This is a genomic window from Sphingomonas sp. (assembly GCF_003248515.1).
Taxonomy (GTDB): domain Bacteria; phylum Pseudomonadota; class Alphaproteobacteria; order Sphingomonadales; family Sphingomonadaceae; genus Sphingomonas_I.
Genome location: NZ_QFOB01000020.1, coordinates 1 through 26,141, shown reverse-complemented (window position 1 = coordinate 26,141; position 26,141 = coordinate 1). Strand labels below are relative to the sequence as shown.

General features: G+C 67.5%; 26 protein-coding genes. 20 read left to right on the top strand and 6 right to left on the bottom strand.

Features of this window, described 5'->3' with window-relative positions:
- The first annotated feature begins 27 nt into the window (after positions 1-27).
- Positions 28-2,529, top strand: a complete 2,502-nt coding sequence (locus DI605_RS20120) for a circularly permuted type 2 ATP-grasp protein (protein WP_293977359.1) — start codon at positions 28-30, stop codon at positions 2,527-2,529.
- A 49-nt stretch (positions 2,530-2,578) separates the two neighbouring features.
- Entirely contained in the window at positions 2,579-3,457 is an 879-nt protein-coding gene (locus tag DI605_RS20115; protein ID WP_293977395.1) for a transglutaminase family protein, read from the top strand.
- 9 nt (positions 3,458-3,466) lie between these two features.
- Here DI605_RS20115 and DI605_RS20110 read toward each other — a convergent pair whose 3' ends face one another.
- Positions 3,467-4,573 (bottom strand): putative zinc-binding metallopeptidase, encoded by a 1,107-nt coding sequence (locus DI605_RS20110; RefSeq protein ID WP_293977357.1) that lies wholly within the window; start codon positions 4,571-4,573, stop codon positions 3,467-3,469.
- Positions 4,574-4,690: 117 nt separating this feature from the next.
- On the opposite strand from DI605_RS20110, the gene DI605_RS20105 reads away from it, so the two are divergent.
- The 10 genes from DI605_RS20105 (at position 4,691) to DI605_RS20060 (ending at position 13,232) form a co-directional block, all read left to right on the top strand.
- A complete protein-coding gene (locus DI605_RS20105; protein ID WP_293977355.1) occupies positions 4,691-5,656 on the top strand; it encodes a DnaJ C-terminal domain-containing protein in 966 nt (321 codons plus the stop codon).
- Between the two features lie 43 nt (positions 5,657-5,699).
- Positions 5,700-6,641: a YihY/virulence factor BrkB family protein gene (locus DI605_RS20100; protein WP_293977353.1), complete on the top strand. Its 942-nt coding sequence runs from the start codon at positions 5,700-5,702 to the stop codon at positions 6,639-6,641.
- Complete coding sequence (gene fabI / locus DI605_RS20095) at positions 6,641-7,444, top strand: enoyl-ACP reductase FabI (RefSeq protein WP_293977352.1); 804 nt, start codon at positions 6,641-6,643, stop codon at positions 7,442-7,444. Before DI605_RS20100 ends, fabI begins: the two co-directional genes overlap by 1 nt.
- Before the next feature lie 12 nt (positions 7,445-7,456).
- Positions 7,457-7,972: a GNAT family N-acetyltransferase gene (locus tag DI605_RS20090; RefSeq protein WP_293977350.1), complete on the top strand. Its 516-nt coding sequence runs from the start codon at positions 7,457-7,459 to the stop codon at positions 7,970-7,972.
- Positions 7,969-9,042 carry a chorismate synthase gene (gene aroC, locus DI605_RS20085; protein ID WP_293977348.1) on the top strand — a complete coding sequence of 358 codons (1,074 nt, stop codon included), beginning with the start codon at positions 7,969-7,971 and terminating at the stop codon, positions 9,040-9,042. Before DI605_RS20090 ends, aroC begins: the two co-directional genes overlap by 4 nt.
- 154 nt (positions 9,043-9,196) lie before the next feature.
- On the top strand, positions 9,197-10,006 hold the full coding sequence (dapF, locus tag DI605_RS20080) for a diaminopimelate epimerase (protein WP_293977347.1): 810 nt from the start codon (positions 9,197-9,199) through the stop codon (positions 10,004-10,006).
- On the top strand, positions 10,003-11,223 hold the full coding sequence (gene mtaB / locus DI605_RS20075) for a tRNA (N(6)-L-threonylcarbamoyladenosine(37)-C(2))-methylthiotransferase MtaB (RefSeq protein WP_293977345.1): 1,221 nt from the start codon (positions 10,003-10,005) through the stop codon (positions 11,221-11,223). Before dapF ends, mtaB begins: the two co-directional genes overlap by 4 nt.
- Positions 11,220-12,167 carry a signal recognition particle-docking protein FtsY gene (gene ftsY, locus DI605_RS20070; protein WP_293977343.1) on the top strand — a complete coding sequence of 316 codons (948 nt, stop codon included), beginning with the start codon at positions 11,220-11,222 and terminating at the stop codon, positions 12,165-12,167. The genes mtaB and ftsY overlap by 4 nt, the downstream gene beginning before the upstream one ends.
- Positions 12,164-12,784, top strand: a complete 621-nt coding sequence (locus DI605_RS20065) for an inner membrane-spanning protein YciB (RefSeq protein ID WP_293977341.1) — start codon at positions 12,164-12,166, stop codon at positions 12,782-12,784. The genes ftsY and DI605_RS20065 overlap by 4 nt, the downstream gene beginning before the upstream one ends.
- Before the next feature lie 31 nt (positions 12,785-12,815).
- The gene (locus tag DI605_RS20060) at positions 12,816-13,232 is read left to right on the top strand and encodes a VOC family protein (RefSeq protein WP_293977393.1); all 417 of its coding nucleotides are present in this window, start codon (positions 12,816-12,818) and stop codon (positions 13,230-13,232) included.
- 37 nt (positions 13,233-13,269) lie between these two features.
- Here DI605_RS20060 and DI605_RS20055 read toward each other — a convergent pair whose 3' ends face one another.
- Complete coding sequence (locus DI605_RS20055) at positions 13,270-13,923, bottom strand: TIGR02281 family clan AA aspartic protease (protein WP_293977339.1); 654 nt, start codon at positions 13,921-13,923, stop codon at positions 13,270-13,272.
- A gap of 218 nt (positions 13,924-14,141) precedes the next feature.
- Between DI605_RS20055 and DI605_RS20050 the strand changes: the two genes are divergently transcribed.
- The 5 genes from DI605_RS20050 (at position 14,142) to DI605_RS20030 (ending at position 18,438) form a co-directional block, all read left to right on the top strand.
- On the top strand, positions 14,142-15,254 hold the full coding sequence (locus tag DI605_RS20050) for an S-(hydroxymethyl)glutathione dehydrogenase/class III alcohol dehydrogenase (RefSeq protein ID WP_293977336.1): 1,113 nt from the start codon (positions 14,142-14,144) through the stop codon (positions 15,252-15,254).
- Positions 15,255-15,268: 14 nt separating this feature from the next.
- A complete protein-coding gene (locus DI605_RS20045; RefSeq protein ID WP_293977335.1) occupies positions 15,269-15,649 on the top strand; it encodes a VOC family protein in 381 nt (126 codons plus the stop codon).
- Positions 15,650-15,660: 11 nt separating this feature from the next.
- Positions 15,661-16,524 (top strand): formyltetrahydrofolate deformylase, encoded by an 864-nt coding sequence (gene purU, locus DI605_RS20040; RefSeq protein WP_293977391.1) that lies wholly within the window; start codon positions 15,661-15,663, stop codon positions 16,522-16,524.
- A gap of 2 nt (positions 16,525-16,526) precedes the next feature.
- Positions 16,527-17,369: an S-formylglutathione hydrolase gene (gene fghA / locus DI605_RS20035; protein ID WP_293977389.1), complete on the top strand. Its 843-nt coding sequence runs from the start codon at positions 16,527-16,529 to the stop codon at positions 17,367-17,369.
- A 172-nt stretch (positions 17,370-17,541) separates the two neighbouring features.
- Complete coding sequence (locus DI605_RS20030) at positions 17,542-18,438, top strand: DMT family transporter (RefSeq protein ID WP_293977333.1); 897 nt, start codon at positions 17,542-17,544, stop codon at positions 18,436-18,438.
- Between the two features lie 10 nt (positions 18,439-18,448).
- Here DI605_RS20030 and DI605_RS20025 read toward each other — a convergent pair whose 3' ends face one another.
- Entirely contained in the window at positions 18,449-19,420 is a 972-nt protein-coding gene (locus DI605_RS20025; RefSeq protein WP_293977331.1) for a cation diffusion facilitator family transporter, read from the bottom strand.
- 101 nt (positions 19,421-19,521) lie between these two features.
- Here DI605_RS20025 and DI605_RS20020 point away from each other — a divergent pair, with 101 nt between their 5' ends.
- Together DI605_RS20020 and DI605_RS20015 are read left to right on the top strand one after the other, a co-directional pair.
- Positions 19,522-20,298 (top strand): enoyl-CoA hydratase, encoded by a 777-nt coding sequence (locus tag DI605_RS20020; protein ID WP_293977329.1) that lies wholly within the window; start codon positions 19,522-19,524, stop codon positions 20,296-20,298.
- The gene (locus tag DI605_RS20015) at positions 20,295-21,617 is read left to right on the top strand and encodes an amidohydrolase (RefSeq protein WP_293977327.1); all 1,323 of its coding nucleotides are present in this window, start codon (positions 20,295-20,297) and stop codon (positions 21,615-21,617) included. The genes DI605_RS20020 and DI605_RS20015 overlap by 4 nt, the downstream gene beginning before the upstream one ends.
- Before the next feature lie 46 nt (positions 21,618-21,663).
- Here the strand turns inward: DI605_RS20015 and fliS are convergent, their stop codons facing one another.
- From fliS to flhB, 3 genes are all read right to left on the bottom strand, one after another.
- Positions 21,664-22,056: a flagellar export chaperone FliS gene (fliS, locus tag DI605_RS20010; protein WP_293977325.1), complete on the bottom strand. Its 393-nt coding sequence runs from the start codon at positions 22,054-22,056 to the stop codon at positions 21,664-21,666.
- On the bottom strand, positions 22,056-24,026 hold the full coding sequence (fliD, locus tag DI605_RS20005; RefSeq protein ID WP_293977323.1) for a flagellar filament capping protein FliD: 1,971 nt from the start codon (positions 24,024-24,026) through the stop codon (positions 22,056-22,058). The genes fliS and fliD overlap by 1 nt, the downstream gene beginning before the upstream one ends.
- 88 nt (positions 24,027-24,114) lie before the next feature.
- Complete coding sequence (flhB, locus tag DI605_RS20000) at positions 24,115-25,254, bottom strand: flagellar type III secretion system protein FlhB (RefSeq protein WP_293977321.1); 1,140 nt, start codon at positions 25,252-25,254, stop codon at positions 24,115-24,117.
- A gap of 206 nt (positions 25,255-25,460) precedes the next feature.
- Between flhB and DI605_RS19995 the strand changes: the two genes are divergently transcribed.
- Positions 25,461-25,886, top strand: a complete 426-nt coding sequence (locus DI605_RS19995; protein ID WP_293977319.1) for a CBS domain-containing protein — start codon at positions 25,461-25,463, stop codon at positions 25,884-25,886.
- Positions 25,887-26,141: the final 255 nt, after the last annotated feature.

Below are 26,141 nucleotides of genomic sequence, written 5' to 3'. Positions count from 1 at the left end.
CGCGAGATGACGTCCGGGGGGACGAACATGGCGCAGCTGCCGGGCATGCCCTCGTGGGGGCAGGGCTGGCTGGACGCCTATGTCGCGCAGGCGGATGCGGGCGATGTGGTGCGCGGCGACATGGGGCGCGGCGGCCGCTGGTGGCATTATCTGTTCGATGGCGTGGCGACGCTGACGGAAGGCCGGCTCCAGCGCCTGCAGGACCGGATCGGCCGGCAGGTGGACGAACTGGGCACCGCCTTCCGCCTGCCGGGTGACACGCGCGAGCGGCCATGGCCGGCGGCGGCGCTGCCTCTGCTGATCGGCGAGGATGAATGGCGTGGCATTGCCGAGGGCATCGTCCAGCGCGCGAACCTGATCGAGGCGGTGCTGGCGGACATTTACGGGCCGGCCCGGCTTGTCGCGGATGGCAGTTTGCCCGCCCCGCTGGTGACGGGCAGCCGCAGCTTCTGGCGATCGATGATCGGGATGGAGCCGGCGGGCGGCCATAGGCTGCAAATCTATGCCGTCGATCTCGGGCGCGGCCCGGATGGCGAGTGGCGGGTGCTGGCCGATCATGCCCGCGCGCCTGCGGGTGCCGGCTATGCGCTGGAAAACCGGCTGGCGGCGAGCCGCGTCATGGGCCCGTTGCAGACGCGCCTCAACGTGCAGCGGCTGGCGCCTTTCTTCGCCGATTTTCGCGCTGGCCTCGCGGCTGTCTGCAAGCGTGCCGATCCGCGCATCGGCCTGCTCACGCCCGGTCGCTACAATCCCAGCTATGCCGAACAGGCGCATCTCGCGCGCTATCTCGGCTTCCTGCTCGTGGAGGGCGACGATCTGGCGGTGCGCGGCACCGAATTGTTCGTGCGCACGATCGAGGGGCTGAAGCGTGTCGATGCGCTGTGGCGGCGGATGGACACCAAATTCCTCGATCCGCTTTCGTTCGATTCCAATTCGCGCATCGGCGTGCCTGGGCTGATGGATGTGATCGCCGGTGGCAACGCGATCATCGCCAATGCCCCCGGCGTCGGCGTGATCGAGGCGCCGGCGATGGCGGCCTTCCTGCCCATCCTGTCGCGCCGCCTGCTGGGCGAGGATCTCAGGCTGCCCAACATCGCCACCTGGTGGTGCGGGCAGGATGGGCCGCGCGCCGAGATGCTCGACAATCTCGACGACATGCTGGTCGCCTCCGCCTTTGGCGAGCCGGTGATCGGCCTGCCCGCCGGGCCGACGCTGGGCGCCGCGCTGGACTGGGCGGATCGCGATGCGCTGAAGGCGGAGATCGCCCGGCGCCCGCAGGATTATGTCGGGCGCGAGGTGGTGCGGCTTTCGACCATGCCGGTCGTGCAGAATGGCAAGCTGGTGGCGCGGCCCTTCACGCTGCGCGCCTTTGCGGTGCGCGATGCGGGCGGGCGCTGGTCGGTGATGCCCGGCGGCTTCGCGCGGCTGGCCGACGATTCGGACGTGCGCGCGACCGTGATGGGCGAGGGAGCCTTCTCCGCCGACGTCGGCGTCGTCTCGCTTACGCAGGTCGAGCCCGTCTCGCTGATGCCGCAGCATGTCGCGGTGCGGCGCAATCCGGGCACCTTGCCCAGCCGGGCGGCGGACAATCTCTACTGGCTCGGCCGCTATCTGGAGCGTGGCGACGCGACGCTGCGGCTGGTCCGCGCGACGCTGGGCGGCACGATCGATGCCGATGGCGGCGCGAGCCTGGTGCCCATGACGCTCGATCGGCTGGCGACCCTGCTGATCTCCACCGGCGCCGCCACGCTGGACGAGGATGCGCAGGAGGATGAGGAGGAAGGCGGTTCGATCCGCGACCTCGCCGAGCTTGCCGGGGCCGCGCTAGACGGCAGGGGCCTCGCCAGTGTCCGCTCGCTCCTCTCGGCGGCGCACGGGATTGCCGAGGTGATTCGCGATCGGCTGGCGGCGGACGTGTGGAGGCTCATCGATCTGCCGATGCCCACGGCCGGATTCGAGGATGCCGGCGCGATGCTGGCGCGGGCCGCGACCCTGCAGGATCGATTCGCCGCGCTGGCGGGCCTCGCGGCGGAGAATATGGGGCGCAATGCCGGCTGGCGTTTCCACGATCTGGGGCGTCGCATCGAACGATCGCTGACGATCGCGCGCTTCGTGCGCAATTTCGCGCCGGATACGGCGACATCGGACGATCTGACGACGTTGCTCGATCTGTGCGACAGCCAGATCAGCTATCGCGCGCGCTATCTGACCGGCCTCGCCCTGGTGCCGGTGCGTGATCTGGTCGCGCTCGATCCCTATAATCCGCGCAGCATCGCCTTTCAGATCGATCGCATCCGCGAGCATCTGGCGGCGCTCCCTTCGCTGCGCGACGACGGGATCGAGGAGGAGCCGGTCGCGGCCGCGACGGAGCTTGGCTATTCCATCGCCACGATGCGGGCCGAGGCGATGGCGCGAACGGCGCTGCTGAGCGTGGAGAACAAGCTTTCATCCCTGTCGGACGCGATCGCGCGGCGCTATTTCCTCCAGGGCGCGGAAACGATCCGCGCCGCCGGCATGACGCTGGCATGAGGGCTGTGGGGATCATGAACGCGGGCGGCTTGAACGGATACGGCGAATGATGCGTTACGCCGTCCGCCACCTGACCCGATTCGACTATGAATTTCCCGTGCGCTTCGCGCGCTGCAACCTGCGCCTGCACCCGGTGGACTGGGATGGCCAGCGGGTGGAGGATTATGCGCTGACGATCGAACCATCGACGACGGTGCTGCCCGGGCGCGACAATGGCTATTGCGTGCTGGGCGAACGCTTCGTGCTGGACAAGCGCGCGAGCGCGCTGGTGATCGAGAGCCGATCGACGATCGTGGTCGATCGGATCGCGCCGTCGCCGCAGGCGGACGATCTGACGATCGCGGAGGCCGCGCGCCTGGCGCGGGAGCAGCGCGATCTGGGCCGCACCGCGCCGGCCAACTTCCTCTTTCCATCCCCGCTGATCGCCGCCTTTCCGGAGATCGCCGCCTGGTGCGCGGAAGAGTTGCGACCGGAGCGCGGCGTGGTGGAGGCCGGGCTCGCGCTGGCGCGCGCGATCCAGGCGAACTTCAAATATGATGGCAGCGCGACCGAGCTGGATACGAGCCCCGCTGAAGCCTTCGCCGCGCGACGCGGCGTGTGCCAGGATTTCGCGCAGATCATGATCTCCGGCGCGCGCTCGGCCGGGCTCGCGGCGGCCTATGTCTCCGGTTATCTGCGCACTATCCCGCCCCCGGGCAAGGAGCGGCTGGTGGGTGCGGATGCCACCCACGCCTGGGTGATATTGTGGTGCGGCCCCGCGCGCGGCTGGCTGGGCTTCGATCCCACCAACGGATGCACGGTGGGCCCCGATCATATCGTTGCCGCGATCGGCCGGGACTATGCCGATGTCGCGCCGATCGACGGCGTTTTCGTGGGCCGCAACGGCCAGAAGATCGACGTCGCGGTGGACGTGGAGCCTCTGGCGTAGCGGAGCGGCTCAGGCGGCCGCCATGTCCAGCCTGGGCGCGATCTCGCCCCGGCCCGCGCGCTGGAGCAGGCGGTTGATATAATCCAGCTTGGCCATGATCGTGGGCGAAAGATTGAAGGGATAGAGATCGGGCTGGCCCATCGATCGGTTGATTGAATTCTGGGCGAAGGCGAACGGCCCCCATTCGGCCACCAGCTGGCCGGTTTCGGCATGATAGGGATCGAAATCGACGGCCGGCTGCTCTTCATAGCCGGGCCAGTTCATCATCCGCATGCCGAAGCCGCCGATCGTGGCCAGCGTATCGATGATGTGCATCAGATGCGCGAAGGTTTCCGCGAAATCCTCCCACGGATGCATCGTCGCATAGGAGGAGACGAAATCGGTGGTCCAGCCGGCGGCGCTGTCGCCATAATGCTTTTGCTTGGCTTCCTCATAGCTGATCCGCTCGTCGCCGAAGAGCGCGCGGAAATTCTCGGCCTCGGCCGTGTTCTCGATCAGGCGCGACCAGTAATAATGGCCCACTTCGTGGCGGAAATGGCCCAGCAGCGTGCGATAGGGTTCGCCGAGGCGGGTGCGCATCTGTTCGCGCTGCACGTCGTCCGCCTCCAGGATGTTGAGCGTCACCAGCCCGGCCTCGTGGCCGGTCGTGATGCGGATCGTGCCCGTCTCCTCGCCTACGGGATCGTAGAGGAAATCGAAGGCCAGGCCGGGCGACGTGCCGTTGCCGGCGGCTTCCGCCACCGTCTCGCACGGCAGGTTCAGGTGTAGGATCGTGTGAAACAGGCGGCGTTTGGCCGCCTCTATCTTGGCCCAGCGCTCCGGCACGCCCGGCCCGGTGAGATCGGGGATGGTGCGGTTATGCTTGCAGGCCTGGCACAGCGGCTGATCGCCCACCGCCGGCACCAGCCAGTTGCAGATCTGGAAGGCGTTGTTGTTCTGGCAGACGATCACGTCATGGGGCTGGCCGCCGGCATCCCGCCATGTCGTGGCACCGTCCCCCAGGAACAGAAGCTGGTCGCTCGCCGGATCATAGCCGAGCGTGAACGCGCAATTGGGGCAGACGCGAACCTCGAAATGATTGGGTCGCGAGCAATTGGGGCAGGCATAGGGCCGCATCGAATGTCCCGATCGGAATAAAAGTCGGGGCGGGAAACGCGGGAAGCGGCCGTTGGTGCCGGTTTCGCCCTCTTGCCGATGGCGAAGCCGCTTCGCATCTGCGAAGGTGGAGGTGAAATGGCTGATCCTTATACGACCCTGGGGCTTTCGCGCGGTGCCGACGAGGCGGCGATCAAGAAAGCCTATCGCAAGCTCGCCAAGGAGCTGCATCCCGATCGCAATCAGGACAATCCGGGCGCGGCCGCGCGCTTTTCGGAAGTCACGAGCGCGTATGATCTGCTCTCCGACAAGGACAAGCGCGCCCAATATGATCGCGGCGAGATAGACGAGAACGGCAATCCGAAGAGCCCGTTCGGCTATGGCGGCGGCGGCGGCGCGGGCGCGGGGGGCTTTCGCGGGCGCCCGGGCGGCGGCTTCGAATTCGAGACGTCGGGCGGCGATTTCGGCGATATCTTCGAAGGCCTGTTTGGCGGCGGCGGCCCCGGGGCGGCGGGCGGACGCCAGCAGCGCGGCGGATTTGGGGGATTTTCGGGCTTCGGTGGACGCGGCCGGCCGCAGAAGGGCGCGGACGCCGCCTATCGCCTGGCCATCGATCTGGATGAAGCGGCGGCGCTGAAGCCGCAGCGCATCACGCTGGGCAACGGCAAGACGGTGGACCTGAAGCTGACGCCCGATGCGATCGCGGGATCCCCGCTGCGCCTGGCGGGGCAGGGCGAGGCGGGGCCGGGCGGGGCCGGCGATGCGCTGGTGACGATCGAGATTCGCCCCCACCGCTTCTACAGGCGCGACGGGGATGATGTGCGCATCGATCTGCCGGTGCGGCTGGACGAGGCTGTCGGCGGCGCGCGCGTGAAGGTGCCCACGGTGGAGGGGGCCGTGATGCTCTCCGTTCCGGCCGGTGCCAGTTCGGGCAAGGTGCTGCGCCTCAAGGGGCGCGGCTTCCACAAGCGGGATGGCACGCGCGGCGATCAGCTCGTGACGCTGATGATCGATCTGCCGGCCGACGACGCGGCGCTGAAGGCCTTCGTCGAAGGCTGGAAGGGCGATGCCGAGAGGAACCCGCGCGCGAATCTCGGCGTATAGCCTGGCGGAAGGGGCGGCTTCGGGCAGGATGGACGGGGGCGGGATGGACAAGGCGATCGCCCCCGAATCGCCCGAACAGCGCGCCAACCGCTGGGAGCGTTCGCTCGTCCACGTGCGGCCTGGCGCGCGCCTTTATGAAGTGGTGCGGCGCACGCTGGCGGGCGTCTGGGCGGATGGCTTCATCCATGCGGGCAACCTCGCCTATCTCGCGCTGATCTCGCTCTTTCCCTTCTTCATCGTCACGGCCGCGCTCGCACATCTGCTGGGGCTGGGGCCGGACGGAACGGTGGCGATCGACAGCTTCCTGCGCACGCTGCCGCGCGCCGTGCGCGAGATGCTGCGCCCGATCATCACCGATGTCCTCACCCGCCGTACGGGGTCCTTGCTCTGGATCGGCGCCTTCATCGGCCTGTGGACGACCGGCAATTTCATCGAGACGATTCGCGATATCCTGCGCCGGGCCTATGGCGTCACCGCGCGCCCGCTCTTCTGGCGGCACCGGCTGATCTCGTCGGCGCTGATCGTGGGCGCGGTGCTGCTGACATTCTTCGCCTTTCTCGCGCAGCTTCTGCTCACCGGCCTGGAGGAGATCGTCACGCGCTTCTTCCCGCTGGCGCACGATCTGGTGAACTGGATCGGCTGGGGCCGCCTCGCCCCGCTCGCCACGCTGTTCGTGGCGCTCTACCTGATCTTCGTGGCGCTCACGCCCAGCCGCTATCGCGGCGCGGGATGCCCCAAATGGCCGGGCGCTGCCTTCACCGCCGGCTGGTGGGTGCTCGTCACGATGGCGCTGCCGGCCATCCTGCGGCTCGTGGGTGGTTACGGCCTCACATATGGCAGCCTGGCGGGCGTGATCGTGGCCCTGATCTTCTTCTGGCTGGTCGGTCTCGGGCTGGTGATCGGTGCCCAACTCAACGCGGCGCTGGCGGAAAGGCCGGAAAGCGGCGTAAGGGGCGGCGAAGAGACGGGTTCGACGGAGGAATGATGGCCGGTCTGATGGAAGGCAAGCGCGGCCTGATCATGGGTCTCGCCAATGACAAGAGTTTGGCGTGGGGTATCGCCAAGGCGCTTCGCGCGCAGGGGGCGGAGCTTGCCTTCAGCTATCAGGGCGATGCGCTGGCCAAGCGGGTGAAGCCGCTCGCGGCGGAGCTGGGCTCCGATTTCACCTTCGATTGCGACGTATCCGACATGGATGCGCTGGATGCCGCTTTCGCAACGCTGGCGGAACGCTGGCCGACGATCGACTTCGTCGTCCATGCGATCGGCTTTTCGGACAAGAGCGAACTGCGCGGCCTGTTCGTGGATACCAGCCTCGAAAATTTCGCGCTGACGATGAACATCTCGGCCTACAGTTTCGTGGCCGTCACCAAGCGCGCGCGGGCCATGATGCCGAATGGCGGATCGATCCTGACGCTGAGCTATTATGGCGCCGAGAAGGTGGTGCCCCATTATAACGTGATGGGCGTCGCCAAGGCAGCGCTGGAAACCAGCGTCAAATATCTGGCGATGGATCTCGGCCCCGAAAATATCCGCGTGAATGCAATCTCCGCCGGCCCGATCAAGACGCTGGCGGCGAGCGGCATCGGCGATTTCCGCTACATCCTGAAGTGGAACGAGCTGAATTCGCCGCTCCGCCGCAACGTGACGATCGAGGATGTCGGTGGTGCGGGCGTCTATCTTCTCTCCGATCTGGCGAGCGGCGTGACGGGTGAGATCCACCATGTGGATGCCGGCTATAACGTGATCGGCATGAAGGCCGAGGACGCGCCGGATATCGCGCTGGCATAACGGAAAGGGCCGATGTCGATCGTCATTCGCGAGATGGAGCCCGAGGATATCGAGGCGATCCACGCGCTCCATCTCGCCTGCTTTCCCACGGCGGCGGAGGCGCGGCTGGTGGCCAGCCTGGATGCGGCGGGCGACGTGCTCGTCGCGCTGGTGGCCGAGCAGGGCAAGGCGATCGTGGGCCATGTCTGCTTCAGCCGGATGAAGGTTATCGCGGATGGCGCCCCGATCGCGGCCGCGGCACTGGCGCCCGTCGCGGTCGCAGCATCGCTGCGCGACGTGGGCATCGGCAGCGGGCTGATCGAGCAGGGGCTGGCCGCACTGGAGGATGCAGAGGTGCGTCTTGCCTTCGTGCTGGGCGATACGGGCTATTACGGGCGGTTCGGCTTCGAGGCCGCGCTCGCGAAGCCTTTCGCGTCCGCCTATGCGGGGCCGAACTTTCAGGCCCTGTGGCTGGGCAAGCCGGCGCGGGTGCGCGCGGGCGAGGCGCATCACGCGCCGGCCTTCGCCGCGCTGGGCAAGGGCGCATGAGCTTCAACACATTCGGACGGGTGTTCCGCTTCACGACCTGGGGCGAGAGCCACGGGCCGGCGATCGGCGCCGTCGTCGATGGCTGCCCGCCGGGTCTGACGCTGAGCGAGGCCGATATCCAGCCCTGGCTCGACAAGCGCCGGCCGGGCACGTCGCGCTTCACCACCCAGCGACAGGAGCCGGATCAGGTCCGCATCCTGTCCGGCGTGTTCGATGGCAGGACGACCGGCACGCCGATCAGCCTGATGATCGAGAATGTCGACCAGCGCTCAAAGGATTATTCGGAGGTCGCGCTCGCCTACCGGCCGGGCCATGCCGATTATGCCTATGACGCGAAATATGGCTTTCGCGACTATCGCGGCGGCGGACGATCCTCCGCGCGGGAGACGGCATCGCGGGTGGCGGCGGGCGCCGTGGCGCGCATGGCGATCCCGGAGGTGCGGATCCGTGCCTATCTGGTGGAACTGGGCGGGGATTCGATCGACCGCGCGGCCTTCGACGATGGCGCGATCGACGCCAATCCCTTCTTCTGCCCGGATCCGGCCGCCGCGCTGCGCTGGGAAAAGATCGTGGACGATGCGCGCAAGGCGGGATCCTCCGTGGGCGCGATCGTGGAATGCGTGGCGGAGGGCGTGCCGGCCGGCTGGGGCGCGCCGCTTTATGCCAAGCTCGACAGCGAGCTCGCCTCCGCGATGATGAGCATCAATGCGGTGAAAGGCGTGGAAATCGGTGACGGCTTCGAGGCGGCACGGCTGACGGGCGAAACCAACGCCGATCCGATGCGGCCGGGCAATGAAGGCAAGCCGGTGTTCCTCGCCAATCATGCGGGCGGCATCGCCGGCGGCATCGCGACGGGGCAGCCGGTGGTGGTGCGCGTGGCGCTGAAGCCCACCTCGTCGATCCTCACCCATGTCGAGACGATCGATCGGGAGGGCCATGCGGCCGAGATCCGGACAAAGGGGCGCCATGATCCCTGCGTCGGCATCCGCGCCGCGCCCGTGGTGGAGGCGATGATGGCGCTGGTGCTGGCAGATCAGAAATTGCTGCATCGGGCGCAGACCGGGCGCTGATTCTTCCGCCATTTCCTGAACATGTTTCGGTGGCGGCGAGGGGCTGGCGCGCCGGCTGTGGAGAGCATCGCATATTGATCCCGAGCCAGCTTCGGGATGAGGTTGGTGGGCCAGCGCATGGACTTCGCGCGCCCTCGCCCCTAGATCGCGCGCCATGGCGCAGGCGGCTTCCTTTCGCTTCCACAAGATGCACGGGCTCGGCAACGATTTCGTGGTGATCGACGCGCGCCAGGCGCCCGTGGCGATCGATGCGGCGCGCGCGCGCGCGATTGCGGACCGGCGCGAGGGAATCGGCTGCGATCAGCTGGTGCTGATCGAACCTTCGACGACGGTGGATGCGAAGATCACCTTCTTCAATGCCGATGGCAGCCTGGCCGAAAGCTGCGGTAATGCCTCGCGCTGCATCGCCCAGTTCCTTGGCGGTGAAAGCAGGGTGGAGACGGCCGGCGGAATCATTGAACTGAAGGCCGAAGGCGCGGGCGCCACCGTCGACATGGGCGCGCCGCGTTTCGATTGGGATCGCATTCCGCTTGCCTATCCGGTGGATACGGCCTCGCTGCCGGTCGCCTGGGAGGAGCTGGAGGCGCCTGCGGCGGTGAATGTCGGCAATCCGCACGTCATCTTCTTCGTGGAGGATACGGATGGGGTGGCGCTGGATCGGCTGGGGCCGATCATCGAGCATGATGCCCTCTTTCCCGAACGGGTGAACGTGAATGTCGCCACGGTGGAGGGGCCGCAGCGCCTGCGGCTTCGCGTGTGGGAGCGGGGCGCGGGCCTGACGCGGGCCTGCGGCACGGGGGCCTGCGCCACGGCGGTGGCGGCGATCCGCAGCGGCCGCGTGCAGAGCCCCGTGACGGTGAAGCTGCCCGGCGGCGAACTCGTGATCGATTGGGCGCCCGGCGGCACGATCCGGATGACCGGCCCCGCCACCCACGTCTATGAGGGTGAGGCGGACGGGCTGTGAGCGGGCCGGAACTCATCACGCTCGGCTGCCGGCTCAATATCGCGGAGAGCAAGGCGATCCGGGCCGCATTGGGCGGGGCGGACGATCTGGTGATCGTCAACAGCTGCGCCGTGACCAACGAGGCGGTGGTGGAGACGCGCAAGGCGATTCGCCGCGCGGCCCGCCGCCGGCCCGATGCGCGGATCGTGGTGACGGGCTGCGCCTCGGAGATTGATCGCGCGGCATTCGAGGGGATGGCCGAAGTGGATCGCGTCGTCGCCAATATCGCGAAGACGGATCCCGCGCTGTATTTCGATCGGACGCTTCCCGTGATGACGGCTCCGATCCGGGGCGGTGATGCAGGTGCCGATGGCGGCCACGCCCGCGCCTTCATCGCCGTGCAGAACGGGTGCGACCATTCGTGCACCTTCTGCATCATTCCGCAGGGACGCGGGCCGAGCCGTTCGCTGCCGGCCGGTGCCGTCGTCGAGGCTGTGCGGGCGGCCGTCGAGGCCGGGCGGCGCGAGGTGGTGCTGACCGGGGTGGATGTGACCGCCTATGGCGCGGATCTGCCGGGCTGGCCGACGCTCGGCATGCTGGTGGAGCGTGTGCTGCGCCTCGTGCCGGATCTCGAGAGGCTGCGGCTTTCCAGCCTCGATCCGCATGAGATGGACGAGCGGCTGATCGCCCTGTTCGAGAGCGAACCCCGGCTGATGCCGCACCTCCACCTGTCGCTCCAGGCGGGGCATGACATGATCCTGAAGCGGATGAAGCGCCGCCATATGCGGGCCGAAGCCGTGGCGCTGGTGGCGCGGATCCGGGCGAAGCGACCGGATCTGGCGATCGGCGCGGACGTGATCGCCGGCTTCCCGACCGAGACCGAGGCCATGTTCGCGGACAGCCTCGCGCTGATCGCGGATTGCGGGATCGTCCATCCGCACATCTTTCCCTTCTCGCCGCGCACCGGCACGCCGGCCGCGCGCATGCCGCAGCTGCCGCGGGACGTGGTGCGCGATCGCGCGGGCCGGCTGCGCGAGGCGGCGGCGGCGCATCGCATGGCGTGGCTGCGCTCGCGCGTGGGCGCGACGGCGAAGGTGCTGGTGGAGCGTGACGGCGTGACCGGCCATGCCGAGGATTTCGCCAGGGTGCGGATCGCGCGCGGCGGCGTTGCGGGGGCCATCCATTCCGTGCGTTTCACGTCTGTCGAGGAAGATCATCTGGTGGGAGTGATGGCGTGAGCGGCCCATCGTGGACCGAGCGGCTGGCGGGCGGCTTTCGCCGCACATCCGATCGGCTTGGCGAGAATCTCGGCGGCCTGCTCGGCAAGGCGGCGCTGGACGATGCGACGCTGGATGCGATCGAGGAAGCCCTGATCGCCACCGATCTGGGCCCCGCCACCGCCGGCCGCATCCGCCAGCGCCTGGCCGGCGAGCGGTTCGCGCTGGGGCTCACCGAGGCGCGGCTGCGCGAGATCGTGGCCGAGGAAATCGAGGCGATCCTTCGTCCCGTCGCCCAGCCGCTGGAGATCGATGCCTTTCCGCGCCCGCAGGTGTTGCTCGTGATCGGCGTCAACGGATCGGGCAAGACCACGACGATCGCGAAGCTGGCCCATCTGCTGCAGGAGCAGGATTATTCGGTGATGCTGGTGGCGGGCGATACGTTCCGCGCCGCCGCCATCGGCCAGCTCAAGGTGTGGGCGGATCGGATCGACGTGCCGATCATCGCCGGCTCCGAGGGATCGGATGCGGCCGGCCTCGTCTTCGAAGGCGTGAAGCAGGGCACTGCCACGGGCATCGACGCGCTGATCGTCGATACGGCCGGGCGGCTGCAGAACAAGGCCGGGCTGATGGACGAACTGGCCAAGATCCGGCGCGTTCTGGGCCGGCTCAATCCGGCGGCCCCGCACAATGTGGTGCTCGTGCTGGATGCCACGACCGGCCAGAATGCGCTGAACCAGATCGAGGTCTTCAAGGAAACCGCGAACGTGACGGGCCTCGTCATGACCAAGCTGGACGGCACGGCGCGGGGTGGCGTGCTGGTGGCCGCGGCCGAGCGCTTCGGCCTGCCGATCCACGCGATCGGCCTGGGCGAGGGGATTGACGATCTGCGCCCGTTCGATCCGCGCGAAGTGGCGCGCGCGATCGCCGGGATCGAGGCGATCGCGGTGGAGCGCCGCCGGTGAAGCCCGAATCCAGGCCGATGAATCCGTTCGTGAAGCTGGGGCTCGATATCGGGCCGCTGATCGCCTTCTTCGTGGTCAACATGGCGTGGCCAGGCCCCGCCATCGTGAAGGTGATGGCGGCGACGGTGGCCTTCATGATCGCCACGGGGATCGCGATCGTCTGGGCGAAACTGCGCCACGGATCCGTCTCCGCGATGCTGCTCGTATCCGGCGTGATGGTGCTCGTCTTCGGCGGGCTCACCCTTTGGCTGCACAGCGAGACCTTCATCAAGATCAAGCCCACCGTCTATTATGGGACGATCGCGTCGATCCTCTTCTATGGCCTGATCGCGAAGAAGCCGACGCTGGAGCTGGTGCTGGGACAGGCCTATCCCGGGCTTACCCCGCGCGGCTGGACGCTGCTGACGCGCAACTGGGCCTTCTTCTTCGTCCTGCTCGGCATCGCCAACGAACTGGTGTGGCGCAATTCCAGCACCAGCTTCTGGATCGGCTACAAATTGTGGGGCTCGCTGCCGGCCACGTTGGTCTTCGCGGTGGCCAATGTGCCGATGCTGATGCGGCACGGGCTGAATGCCGAGGCCGCGAAACAGGATCCGCCGCTGCCGCTGGACGGATGACAGGCCGGGCGGCGGCGCCTATCCCGCCGCCATGACCAAATATCTCCACACCATGATCCGCGTTTCGGATCCCGATGCCACGATCCGCTTCTTCGCCCTGCTGGGCCTGCGCGAGGTGAAGAGGATGGAGAGCGAGCAGGGCCGCTTCACGCTCATCTATCTGGCCGCGCCGGGTGACGAGGACGCGCAGGTGGAACTGACCCACAATTGGGGCGAGTCAGGCTATGATGGCGGCCGCAATTTCGGCCACATCGCCTTTCAGGTCGATGATATCTACACCACGTGCCAGCGGCTGATGGATGCCGGCGTCACGATCAACCGGCCGCCGCGCGACGGGCACATGGCCTTCATCCGCACGCCCGACAATATTTCGATCGAGTTGCTGCAGGACGGGCGGCTGGATCCGGCCGAGCCCTGGGCGTCCATGCCGAATACGGGCGTCTGGTGATGGAGGGGCGGGTCTCCGACTGGAGCGCCCCGATCGCCTAGCCCAGGACGAGCCGGTCCTGCTCGATACGGACCGGCCCCAGCCTGGCCAGCAGATTCTGGCCGAGCAGCGAGACGCCGGCATCCTTGTCGAGCACGGCGGCGCGGACATCCTCGATCCGGCGACCTGCCAGTTCGACCGTATCGATCTTCGTCCAGCCGAAAACGGCCCGGCCATTGGCCGTATCGGCGCTGCCGGTGGCGCGGCTGTCCGGCACGATTTCCAGCCGGCGCGCATCCCGCGCGGTGAGCGTGACGACGCTTGCACCCGTATCGACCAGAAAGCGGACGGGCTGCCCGTTCACGAGCGCCGTTGCATAGAAGAGCCCGTCGCTGGCGCGGGGCAACGTGCGCGCGGCAGGCGAGGCGGGGGCATCCGGCGCGGGCGCCGTCGCGACGACCGGAAGCGCCGAGAGATCGGCCGGGGCCGCCACGGCCGCGCGGGCGCGATGCTGGGCGTGGCGATCGAGCGCCCGGGGCATCGTCAGGCCGGCGGCACCGAGCGCGATGCCGCACAGGAGCGCGCTCACGTCGCGGCGGCGCAGCTTGCGCGCGATATCGGCGCGGCGGGCCGCGCGGCGCAGCATCTCCGCCGTGGGCCGAAGCCGGCGGCGCCTTGGGGGTTCGGGCGCGTCGGCGATGATCGGTGTCATGACAAGGCTCCCCCTCCCGACCGCCGGATTACGGTCCGTCGCGGTCCTTATCGGCGGCAGGGATCGTGCCAAAGCCGGCGAGACGAGCGCTCCTTGCGATGCGACGAATGTACGGGATGGTGCTCGTATGCCCGTGAACGACGTTGTCGGGACGCGACCACAAGCGGGCTTTTCAACGGCGCCCGATTGTGGTCCGGGAAGGGTAGAAGGAGACAATGATGAAGACGCGCGCCGCCGTTGCTTTCGAAGCGAAGAAGCCGCTGGAGATCGTCGAGGTGGATCTGGAGGGGCCGAAGGCGGGCGAGGTTCTGGTCGAGATCATGGCGACGGGGATCTGCCATACCGATGCCTACACGCTCGATGGCCTGGATTCGGAAGGCATCTTCCCCTCGATCCTGGGGCATGAGGGCGCGGGGATCGTGCGCGAGGTGGGGCCGGGCGTGACGGGCGTGGCGCCGGGCGATCACGTCATCCCGCTCTACACGCCGGAATGCCGCCAGTGTAAATCGTGTCTGTCGGGCAAGACCAACCTGTGCACGGCGATCCGCGCGACGCAAGGCAAGGGGCTGATGCCGGACGGCACGACCCGCTTCAGCTACAAAGGCCAGCCCATCTTCCATTACATGGGCTGCTCGACCTTCTCGAACTTCACGGTGCTGCCCGAGATCGCGGTGGCGAAGATCCGCCAGGACGCGCCCTTCAAGACGAGCTGTTATATCGGCTGCGGCGTCACTACCGGCGTGGGCGCGGTGGTGAATACCGCCAAGGTGCAGGTGGGCGACAATATCGTCGTCTTCGGCCTGGGCGGCATCGGCCTCAACGTGTTGCAGGGCGCGAAGATGGCGGGCGCCAACCGGATCATCGGCGTCGACATCAATCCCGACCGCGAGGAATGGGGCCGCAGGTTCGGCATGACCGATTTCGTCAACGGCAAGGGCCTGAGCCGCGAGCAGACGATCGCCAGGCTGCTGGAGCTTACCGACGGCGGCGCGGATTACACGTTCGACTGCACCGGCAATACCGAGGTGATGCGCACCGCGCTGGAGGCCTGCCATCGCGGCTGGGGCACGAGCATCGTGATCGGCGTGGCCGAGGCGGGCAAGGAGATCAGCACGCGCCCCTTCCAGCTCGTCACCGGGCGCAACTGGCGCGGCACCGCCTTCGGCGGCGCCAAGGGCCGTACCGACGTCCCCAAGATCGTCGACTGGTATATGAACGGCAAGATCGAGATCGATCCGATGATCACCCACGTCCTCACCCTCGACGAGATCAACAAGGGTTTCGATCTCATGCATGCCGGCGAAAGCATTCGCAGCGTGGTTGTCTACTGAAGGGAGAGCGGGGAATGTTCAGTCATATCGTGATCGGCACGGACGATCTGGAAGGGGCCAAGCGCTTTTACGATGCGGCGCTCGGCGCGCTCGGCATCCCGGCGGGAATGATCGATGGCCGTGGCCGGGTGGCCTATGCCCATGGCGGCGGCCGCCTGCTCATTACCAAGCCCATCAACGGCGATCCGGCCTGCCACGCCAATGGCGGCACGATCGGCTTCGCCGCCCCCTCGCCCGAGGCGGTGGATGCCTGGCACGCGGCCGGCGTGGCGCAGGGCGGCACATCCTGCGAGGATGCGCCCGGCTGGCGGCAAAGCCCGATCGGCAGGCTTTATCTGGCCTATCTGCGCGATCCCGCCGGCAACAAATTGTGCGGGCTCTATCGCGCGCCGTGACTGTCATTCCGATGGTCGCCGACACGTTCATCCTGACGCTGACCTGCCGGGACAAGGTGGGCATCGTCGCCGGCGTGAGCGGGTTTCTCGCCGGGCGGGACGGGTTCATCCTCGACAGCCAGCAATATGCCGATCTGGAGACGAAGCGCTTCTTCATGCGCGTCGTCTTTTCGGGCGACGGGCCGCGCTTTCCCGATGATGGCGCGGCGCTGCGCGCGGCCTTCCTGCCGGTGGCGGAGGAACTGGGCCTCGAATGGTCCCTCACCGAGGCATCGGCCAGACCCCGGCTGCTGCTCGCGGTATCGAAGGGATCGCATTGCCTGGCCGATCTGCTGCATCGCTGGCGCAGCGGATCGCTCGCCGCCGAGATTGTCGGCGTGCTCTCCAACCATCCGGACATGGAGGATATGGTCCGCTGGCACGGGCTGCCATGGCATTATCTTCCGGTGGACGCCGGCACCCGGCCCCGGCAGGAAGCCGCGATCGAGGCGCTGATGGAGGCGGCGGGCGCCGATTATCTGATCCTCGCCCGCTACATGCAGGTGCTGAGCGAGGATTTCGTCGCGCGGCTCGGCCCACGCTGCGTGAACATCCATCACAGCTTCCTGCCCGGCTTCAAGGGCGCCCGCCCCTATCATCGCGCGCACGAACGCGGCGTGAAATTGATCGGTGCGACCGCCCATTTCGTGACGGCCGATCTCGACGAAGGCCCGATCATCGAGCAGGCAGTGGAGCGGGTGGATCATCGCGCCTCGGTGGACGACATGATCCGGATCGGCCGCGATATCGAGGCGCGGGTCCTTTCCCGCGCAGTGGACGCGATCGGCGATCGGCGCGTCTTCCTCAATGGCAACAGAACGGTGGTATTCCGGTGACGATCGAGCGGCTTTCGGCCAACCGCGCCTTCGGCGGCGTGCAGGGCGTCTACAAACACGCTTCCTCTTCAACCGGCACGGACATGACCTTCTCGGTCTATGTGCCGCCGCACGAGGAGGGGGCATTGCTGCCCGTGATCTTCTATCTTTCGGGCCTCACCTGCACGCATGCCAACGTGACCGAGAAGGGCGAATTTCGCGCGGCCTGCGCCGAACTGGGCCTGATCTTCGTGGCACCCGATACGTCCCCGCGCGGGCCGGACGTGCCGGACGATCCCGAGGGCGCCTATGATTTCGGGCTCGGCGCGGGCTTCTATGTGGATGCGACGGAGGCGCCGTTCGCCACCCATTATCGCATGTGGACCTATGTGACGGAGGAATTGCCCGCGGTGATCGGCGCGCATTTCCCGGCCGACATGGGCCGCCGATCCATCATGGGGCATTCGATGGGCGGCCATGGCGCGCTGACGATCGGGCTGAGCTTTCCCGATCGCTACCGCGCCGTTTCCGCCTTCGCGCCGATCGTGGCGCCCTCGCGGGTTTCGTGGGGGGAGAAGGCGCTCGGCGGGTATCTGGGGCCGGATCGCGCGCGATGGGCGAAGCATGACGCGGTCGCACTGATCGAGGGCGGCGCCCGCCTGCCCGATCTGCTGGTGGATCAGGGCGAGGCGGACGTGTTCCTCGAAAAGGAGCTGCGGCCCGAACTGTTGCGCGAGGCCTGCGATGCGGCGGGCCAGAAGCTCACGCTGCGGATGCAGCCCGGCTACGACCACAGCTATTATTTCATCTCCACCTTCATGGCCGATCATCTCCGCTGGCATGCGGAGCGGCTGGCGGCCGGATAAGTCGATTTCGGCGGTCGGCGGTCGAAAACTTCGCCCCGGACTCGCTTCAGGGACCCTCGCCCGATCGTGACGCCGGGCGCCGCCATCGATCGACGGCTGCTGAACGCGTCGGGCATGGCGGACCGAGCGAAATGGTTGCGTCTGCGCCAGCGATCGACAAAGGCGCGGGGCCATGTTCCAACTTCTCTGGGTGCCTGCGACGATCGCGGCTTCCATCTTCCAGGTCGGCCGCAACGCGCTCCAGCGCGGGGTGATGTCGACGGCCGGCCCGTGGGGCGCCACGCTCGTGCGCTTCCTGTTCGGCCTCCCCTTCTCGATCCTGTTCGTGGCCGTGGCGCTGGCGGTGGTGCCGCAGGCACAGCCCCATTTCGGTTCCGCCTTCTGGATCTCGGCGGTGGCGGGCGCCACATCGCAGGTGCTGGCGACGGCCGCGCTGCTGGTGGCGATGCATCGCGCGGGCTTCGCGGTGGGCACCGCGCTCCAGCAAAGCTCGCTGCCACTGGCCGCCCTGCTCGGCCTGCTCATCTATCATGACCGGCTGAGCGGTCTGGCCTGGGCGGGCGTGGTCATTACGACGGCGGGGCTGGTGACGCTCGGCTGGCCCTCGGAGGGGGCGGGCGGGAAGCCGCATGGCCTGTCCGGCGCGTTCTTCGGCGTTCTTTCGGGCCTGTGCTTCGGCTTTTCGCTCAACGCCTTCCGCCATTCCGCGCTGTCGATGGAGCCGGCCCACCCGGTTTATGCGGCGATCCTGAGCGTGGCCATCGTGCAGGCGATGCAGGCCGCCGCGCTGACGGGCATATTGGCGCTGCGCGATCCCGGGGCGCTGCGCGCGGTGTTCCGCAGCTGGCGATCGTCGCTGGGCGCGGGCCTGTGCGGGGCATGCGCCTCGGCCGGCTGGTTCATCGCGCTGGCGCTTTCGCCCGCCGCGCCCGTGCGTGCGCTGGGCGTGATCGAGGCGCCGATCGCGGCCCTCGCCGGCCACAGGCTGTTTCGCGAGACGCTGCACCTCAAGCAGATCGTGGCGGTGGCGGCCGCCATCGCCGGGATCGTGCTGACCTCGCTCTTCTAGCGCGATCGTCTCAGGCGACCACGCTTTGGCCGTGGAGCGTGCAGCCGCCGCAATCGTCGGTCTCGATCTGGATCGTCGTGTGATCGATGCCGAAGCGGTGGTGCAGCCGATGGGCGAGATCACCGCAAAAGGCATCACCCGGATGGCCGGCGGGCAAGACGAGATGAACGGTCAGCGCCGTTTCCGTGGTGCTCATCGGCCAGACGTGGAGATCGTGGATCGCGGCAACGCCGGGCTCCGCCGAAAGGAAGGCCGCGATCTCATCCGGATCGATGCCCGGCGGGGCGGCATGCAGGCTCATGTTCACCGAATCGCGCAGCAGGCCCCAGGTGCCGACCGCGACGATCGCAGCGACGATCAGGCTCACCGCCGGATCGATCCAGACGAAGCCCGTCTTGAGAATCAGGAATCCGGCGACGACCACGCCGGCCGAGATGGCGGCGTCCGCCGCCATGTGCAGGAAAGCCCCATGTATGTTGATGTCGTCCTTGCCGCCGCGCGCGAACAGGAGCGCCGTGCCGCCGTTGATGAGGATGCCGATGCCGGCGACGATCATCATCGTCACGCCCTGCACCGGCTCCGGCGTGAAGAATCGACCGGTCGCCTCCACCGCGATCACCCCGATCGCGACGAGCAGCAGGATCGCGTTGAGCAGTGCCGCCAGGATCGAACTGCTGCGCAGGCCATAGGTGTAGCGCCCCTTGGGCGCGCGCTTACCGAGGCTCGCGGCCGTCCAGGCGATGCCGAGGCCGAGCACGTCCGAAAGATTGTGGCCGGCATCCGCCAGCAGCGACATGGATCCGCTGGCGATGCCATAGGCGGCCTCCACCGCGACGAAGCCGAGATTGAGCGCGGTGCCGATCGCGAAGGCGCGGCCGAAGCTGGCGGGCGCGTGGGAATGGCCATGGCCGCCATGACCATGGCTGTGGCCATGATCGCCATGGGCGTGATCGTGATGAGAGTGGCTGTGGGTGCCGGACATGGCGCGCCTTATGTCAGGCCCCGCGCGCGATGTCGCGCGGGCGCGTTGCAATTGCGGCTTTCCGCGCCGAAAAGCCGGAAGCTGGTGCGAAGGGGATACAGATGGCGGACTATGAAACCCTGCTGATCGAGCGGCACGATGCGGTGACGCTGGTGCGGCTCAATCGGCCGCAGGCGCTGAACGCGCTCAACAGCCAGGTACTGGCCGATCTGACTGCCGTCTTCGCCGCTTATGATGCCGATCCGGAGCAGCGCTGCCTGGTGCTGACGGGCAGCGAAAAGGCCTTCGCGGCCGGCGCCGACATCAAGGAGATGCAGGCCAAGGGCTTCGCCGATATGTATGCCGGGAATTTCTTCGCCGGCTGGGAAAGGGTGACGGCGACGCGCAAGCCCTGGATCGCGGCGGTGGCGGGCTTCGCGCTCGGCGGCGGCTGCGAAGTGGCGATGATGGCCGATTTCATCATCGCGGCGGACACGGCGAAATTCGGCCAGCCGGAGATCAAGCTGGGCGTGGCGCCGGGCATGGGCGGATCGCAGCGGCTGACGCGCGCCGTGGGCAAGGCCAAGGCGATGGAGATGTGCCTCACCGGCCGGATGATGGGGGCCGAAGAGGCGGAGCGGGCGAGCCTCGTGGCGCGCGTCGTGCCGGCGGCGGGCCTGATCGACGACGCGCTGAAGACCGCCGCCACGATCGCCGGCATGGCGCCGCTGGCCGCCATCGCCAACAAGGAACTGGTCAACGCCGCGTTCGAGACGGGGCTTGCGACGGGCATCCACTATGAGCGGCGCCTGTTCCACGGACTGTTCGGAACGGAGGATCAGAAGGAGGGCATGGCCGCCTTCGTCGAGAAGCGCGCCGCCGCATGGAGCGGCCGATGAAGCGCGTGATTGCAGGCGCGGTGGCGCTGCTCCTCGCCGGATCGGCCAGTGCCGCGATGGAGCCGAAGGCGGCGGTGCAGGCGGTGGACGCGCAGATCGCGAAAGACTGGCCGAAGCTGGACGCGCTCTACAAGGATATCCACGCCCATCCCGAACTGGCCTTCCAGGAGGTGCATGCGGCGGCGACCCTCGCCAAGGAGATGCGCGCGCTGGGCTTCACCGTCACCGAAGGCGTCGGCAAGACCGGCGTGGTCGCGATCCTGAAGAATGGCGACGGCCCCACCATCCTGGTGCGCACCGAGATGGATGGCCTGCCGATGGAGGAGAAAAGCGGCCTGGCTTATGCGAGCCGCGTGCAGGTGGAGACGGCCGGCGGGGGCAAGAGCTTCGTCGCCGAAAGCTGCGGCCACGACAATCACATGGCGTGGTGGATCGGCACGGCGCGCGCGCTGGTGGCGATGAAGGGCCAGTGGAAGGGCACGCTGATGTTCATCGCCCAGCCCGCCGAGGAGGTGGGGCAGGGCGCGCGGGCGATGCTGGCCGACGGGCTCTTCACGAAATTCCCCAAGCCGGATTATGCGATCGCCGCCCATGTGGGATCGGGGCTGGCCGGCACGGTGGGCGTGAAGGACGGGGCGGCCACGTCCAACAGCGATACGCTGGAAATCACCTTCAAGGGGCGCGGCGGCCATGGCTCGATGCCGAGCGCCACGATCGATCCGATCGTGATGGGCGCGCATTTCGTGAGCGACGTGCAGACGGTGATCAGCCGCGAACGCGAGGCGGCGAGCTTCGGCGTGGTGACGGTCGGCAGCTTTCAGGCGGGCACCGTGGCCAATATCATTCCCGATACGGCGCTGGTGAAGCTCAGCATCCGCTCCTTCTCGCCCGAGGTGCGCGCGAAATTGCTGGATGGCGTGACACGCACGGCCAGGGGCGCGGCGGTGATGGCGGGCGCGCCGGAGCCTGAGATCGCGAACCGGGGCGAGAATCACGCGGTGATCAACGATCACAAGCTGGCGGTGGATGCGGCCGACTATCTGACGAAGGCCGGCGGCGACACGATCAGCTATGTGCGGCCGGAGCTGCCGGGCTGGTCCGCCAGCGAGGATTTCTCGGCCTATGTGGAACAGGGCGTGCCGGGGCTGTTCTACAGCATCGGCGGCTATGATGCGGAGGTGCTCGCCGATTATGCGAAGAAAGGCCAGGCGGTGCCGACCAATCATTCGCCCTTCTTCGCGCCCGATCACGACAAGGCGATCCGCACCGGCGTGCGCACTCTGGCGCTGACGGTGCTGATGCTGGCGGGAACGAACTGAGGACCCCGCATCCGCATGAGCGGCAGCGGCGGCGGGGCAGGCGGCGTCAGCCGATGGCGGACCAGGCGTTGGCGACGTCCGCCAGCATGGTGCGCGCCTGATCCAGCGCGGCATCGCGGCCTGCACCGGTAATGCCGATCAGGCGGCGCGCCTCGCGATAGATCTTGGCGAGGCTGAGGGCGATCTCGCCGCCCTTTTCCATATCGAGCCCGGTTTCCAGCCCGTGGAGGATGGAAAGCGAGCGCGACTGAAGCGGCGCCGCACGGTTGCGATCGCCGGCCAGTTCGGCCGCGCGCAGGGAATCGAGCGCCTTCATCAGTTCCTCGAACAGGATGACGATCAGCTGGTGGGGGCTCGCGCCCTCGACCCGCGCATTCACGTCGACCGTGCGATAGCGCGCAGCGGTCGCCGCGCCGTAACGGGAAGGTGCTCCGAACATTAACTGTCGCTCTTCGTCCAGACGGCGATCTGCTGCTCGAGGTAGCTCTGCGTCGCCTTGTAGGCGGCGACGCGCGTGGACATCGCCGAGAATTGGGTGGTCAGCCGATCGCGATAGGTCTCGCTGGCCGTGGTGAGGTTGGTCAGCTGATCGGCCAGGTCATTCTTCTCCGTGGTGAGGGAGGTGCTGAGCGTATCGAGCACGCCGCCGCTGGCGCGGAGCGAATCGCGGATCGCCTGGAGCGCGCCGCCGAGCCCGATATCCACGGTGATCGTCGCGCTGGCGACATCGCCGTCCGCCTGGATCACGAGGCCGCTGGCCTTGGAGGAGGAGGAGGCGAACAGGCTTCCACCCGTCGTGATGCCGGCCACGCCCGCGATCGTGCCCGAGAGCGAGGTGGTGCTGGTCTGGGCGACGATGTCGCTCAGCTGATAGGTGCCGGGCTTGGCGGCGCCCATCGCGCTCGTGATCTTGATGAGCGAGCTGGACGAATGCTGGGTGGGATTGAACATCGCCTCCACCGCATCGGGATAGGTGGCGAACTGATTGGCCAGCACGGTGGAATCCAGCGAGAGCGTGCCATCGCGATTGGTCTTCACGCCGATCTCGGCCAGCGTGCGCGGTCCGCCGGATGTGTTGAGCACGGTGGAGGTGAGCTGCGACAGCTGCTTCATCATCTGGCGGATGGCGCTGTTATTGTAGAGTGGCCCGGTCGTGACGTTGCCGTCGGCATCGGTGGTCGACGATGCGGTGGCCGTGTCGATCTGCGCCTTCAGCTCGTTATAGGCGGCGACATAGTCGCTCACGGCCTGCTTGATCGCATCGGTGGGCCGGGTCGCGCCCAGCGAGATCGTCTCGTTCGGCGAGGCGGAAGCCAGCTTGAGCGTGACGCCATCGATCAGATCGTCGATCGTGTTGCTGGACCGGGTGATGTCGACGCCGTCGATGCGGACGATCGCATCCTGCGCGGCCTGGGCCTGCGTCATGCCGTTGGCGGTGACGGGATAGGTGAAGCGCGCGGCGGTCGATTGCGCATCGCTGCCGGGGGCGAGCGTGAAGGAGGGCGCGTTGCCGCTGCCATCCGTGATCGAAAGGCGCGAGCCGGACGAATCGGTAACGATCGTGGCGGTCAGGCCGAGGCCCGCGCCATTGATCGCATCGGCCATGCCGGTGAGGTTGTCGTTGCTGGAATCGATGGTGAGGGTCTGGCTGCTGCCGCCCACCGTCAGCGTGTAGCTGCCCTGGCCTACGGCCGCGGTCATCGCGTCGGACAGGGTGGGCGAGACGACCGCCGAGCCCGACACGCTCATGCCCGAGGCGCCATAAGCGAGCGCGGAGAGGCCGGAGTCCGATCCGGGAGCGGGCGTGATCGTGAAGGCGTTAGCCGCGCCGGTCGGCCCCTTCAGCGTGAGGCGCGCGCCGTTCGCATCGGTGACGACGGCGGCGGTGACGCCCGCGCCGCTCGCGTTGATCGCGCGGGCAATGCCGGCGAGCGTGTTGTTCGAGCTGTCGATCGTGATGTCGAGGCTGCCGCCGCTGCTGGCGATCGTGAGCTTGCCCGTGCCCACGGCGGTGGCGCTGCTGGCATAATAACCGGAAACAAGGCTCTGCGCCTGCGCCACCTGACGGACGACGAGCTGGGCCGAGAGACTGCCGATCTGCGCGCCGCTCTTGGCCGTGGCGGTGAGCACCGAACTGTTCGAGCTGGAAGGCTGCGTTGCCAGCGTGCCGCCCGAAATAAGGCTCGTGAGCGCGGTGGCGAAGGCATCGATGCCGTTGGAAAGCGTGGCGAGCGACGAGATCTTGGCGGTGTTCGTCGTCTCCTTGGTGGTGATCGCCGCCGTCTTGGTATCGTAGGTCGCGGAGACGAGGCTCGTCACCAGCGCGCTGGTGTCGATCCCGTTATTCGCGCTCAGCGCGGTCAGGATGCTGCTGCCGCTCGACGCAGCCGTGGATGAGGTAGTGGTCATGGCTGGCGGCGTCTCCGTTCTGGGATAACGGCTGCGGCGGAGCGATTTTTAGGCTCCCCGTGTGCGGATCCGGGTGGAAATTTCATCATCAGGCCGTGGCCTTGCCATGCTCGTCGAAGCGGGCGGCGGGTGGCACGTCCACATTCGGCTGACGCACGCCTTCCGCCATCGCCCGATCGAGATTGAAGACGAAGGCGAGCACGGTCGCGACCGCGATGAACAGATCGTCGCGGATGGTCTGGCCCGTGCGCGACGTGAAATAGATGGCGCGGGTGAGCTGCGGATAGGAAAGGATCGGCACGGCATGGGCATCCGCCAGCTCGCGGATGGCGCGGGCGGTCTCGTCCTTGCCGCGCGCCACCACCACCGGCACGGCATCGAAGCCGGGGCGATAGCGCAGCGCGACCGCGAAGTGGGTCGGGTTGGTGAGGATCACGGTCGCCTCGGGCACGGCCTTGCGCGCGGCATTGCTCAATATCTCGTGCTGGCGGCGGCGGCGCGCGCCCTTCATTTCGGGCGAGCCTTCATTCTGCTTATATTCTTCCTTCACCTGCTGCTTGGTCATGCGCAGGCGGCCGGCGCGCTGATAGAGCTGGGTCGGGATATCGAGCCCGGCGATCATCCCGAGCGCCAGCGCCATGACAAGGATGGAGACGGTGAAGACATGGCCCACCTCGGCCAGCTCGCCGGCGATATCGCCGCGGCCCATGCCGATCAGCGCCGGCATCCGCCCCTTGAGCATCCAGTAGCCGACCGCGCCTAGAAGGCCGACCTTCACGAGGCTCTTGCCCAGCTCGATTAGCCCCTGCATCCCGAAGATGCGCTTCACGCCGTTCAGCGGGTTGAGCTTGTCCGGCTTGAAGGCCACCGCCCCCCAGCGGAAACCGAGCGAGCCCAGCATGGCCGGCGTGCCGATCGCGGCGACCAGCGTAAGACCGAACAGTGAGGCGAGCGGCAGGATCACGGGAAGGATCAGGCTCAGGGCCGCCTGGGCGGGATCGAAGCCGTCTATGGCGGCGCGATCGAAACTGAGCCCGCGCCCGATCACATCGCGGCATGCGCCCACGAACCAGGGGCCCGCCAGCGCGATCCACGCCGCACCCGACAGGACGACGAGCGCGGTGCCGAGTTCGCGCGACTGGAGGACGTCGCCCTGCTCGGCGGCGTCCTTCCTACGCTTCTCGGTAGGGGCTTCTGTCTGTTCGTCGCGATCGGGCTGCTCTGACATGCGCCTGCGAATGCGCCCGGCATGGTTAAGACGAAGTTAGGAGAGGTTGACGATTTCGTCTCCTGGCCGGGGTGCGGCGGGTGCGGATCGATCAGGACGGATCGGGGGCGGAAAGCTCCGAAAAATGCTTCCCTTTGTGTCTGGTCCGTGAAATCATCCCTCTGCCGGCGCTGAGACCGGCGCGAGAGAGGATAGGAGGCTGCGCCATGACGATCGCGGCGATACTCCGTGAGAAGGGCGACGAGGTCGTCCATGTTTCCCCGCAGACGAATCTGCGCGAGCTGATCGATATACTGACAGAGAAGAGGATCGGCGCGGTGCCGGTTCTGGACGGCGATTCGGTGGCCGGCATCATGTCGGAGCGCGACGTCATACAGGTGCTGAGGCGACTCGGCCCCGCGGCGCTGGACCGCCCCGTGCGCGAGATGATGACCACCCCGCCCATCACGGTGGAACCGGAGACGAGCCTGCTCGCCGGCCTTTCGCTGATGACGCGGCGGCGCATCCGCCATCTGCCCGTGATGCAGGATGGGCGCATGATCGGCTTCGTTTCGATCGGCGATCTCGTGAAAGCGCGGATCGACCGCATCGAGAGCGAGGCGGAGGCGATGCGAGCCTATATCGCGAGCTGATTCTCTCTGATTCGAGGCGAAAACGGACCGGAAACGGCCGTACGAAGCGCTTGGCCGCGAAAATCGCATCTCGTAATTATTTGATTATATATGATTTTATGAAGATCCGGAATGGTCGCGACATAAAATTGCAAAGCGGTGTTGACGGGTCGGGCGGCCCCACCTAGATAGCGCCTCGTCAACGGCGCTTCGCCAGTCGGAGCGCGGTTCACCGCTAAATCGGTAGCTGACCTCACCGCCCAAGGTGCTTGGGAG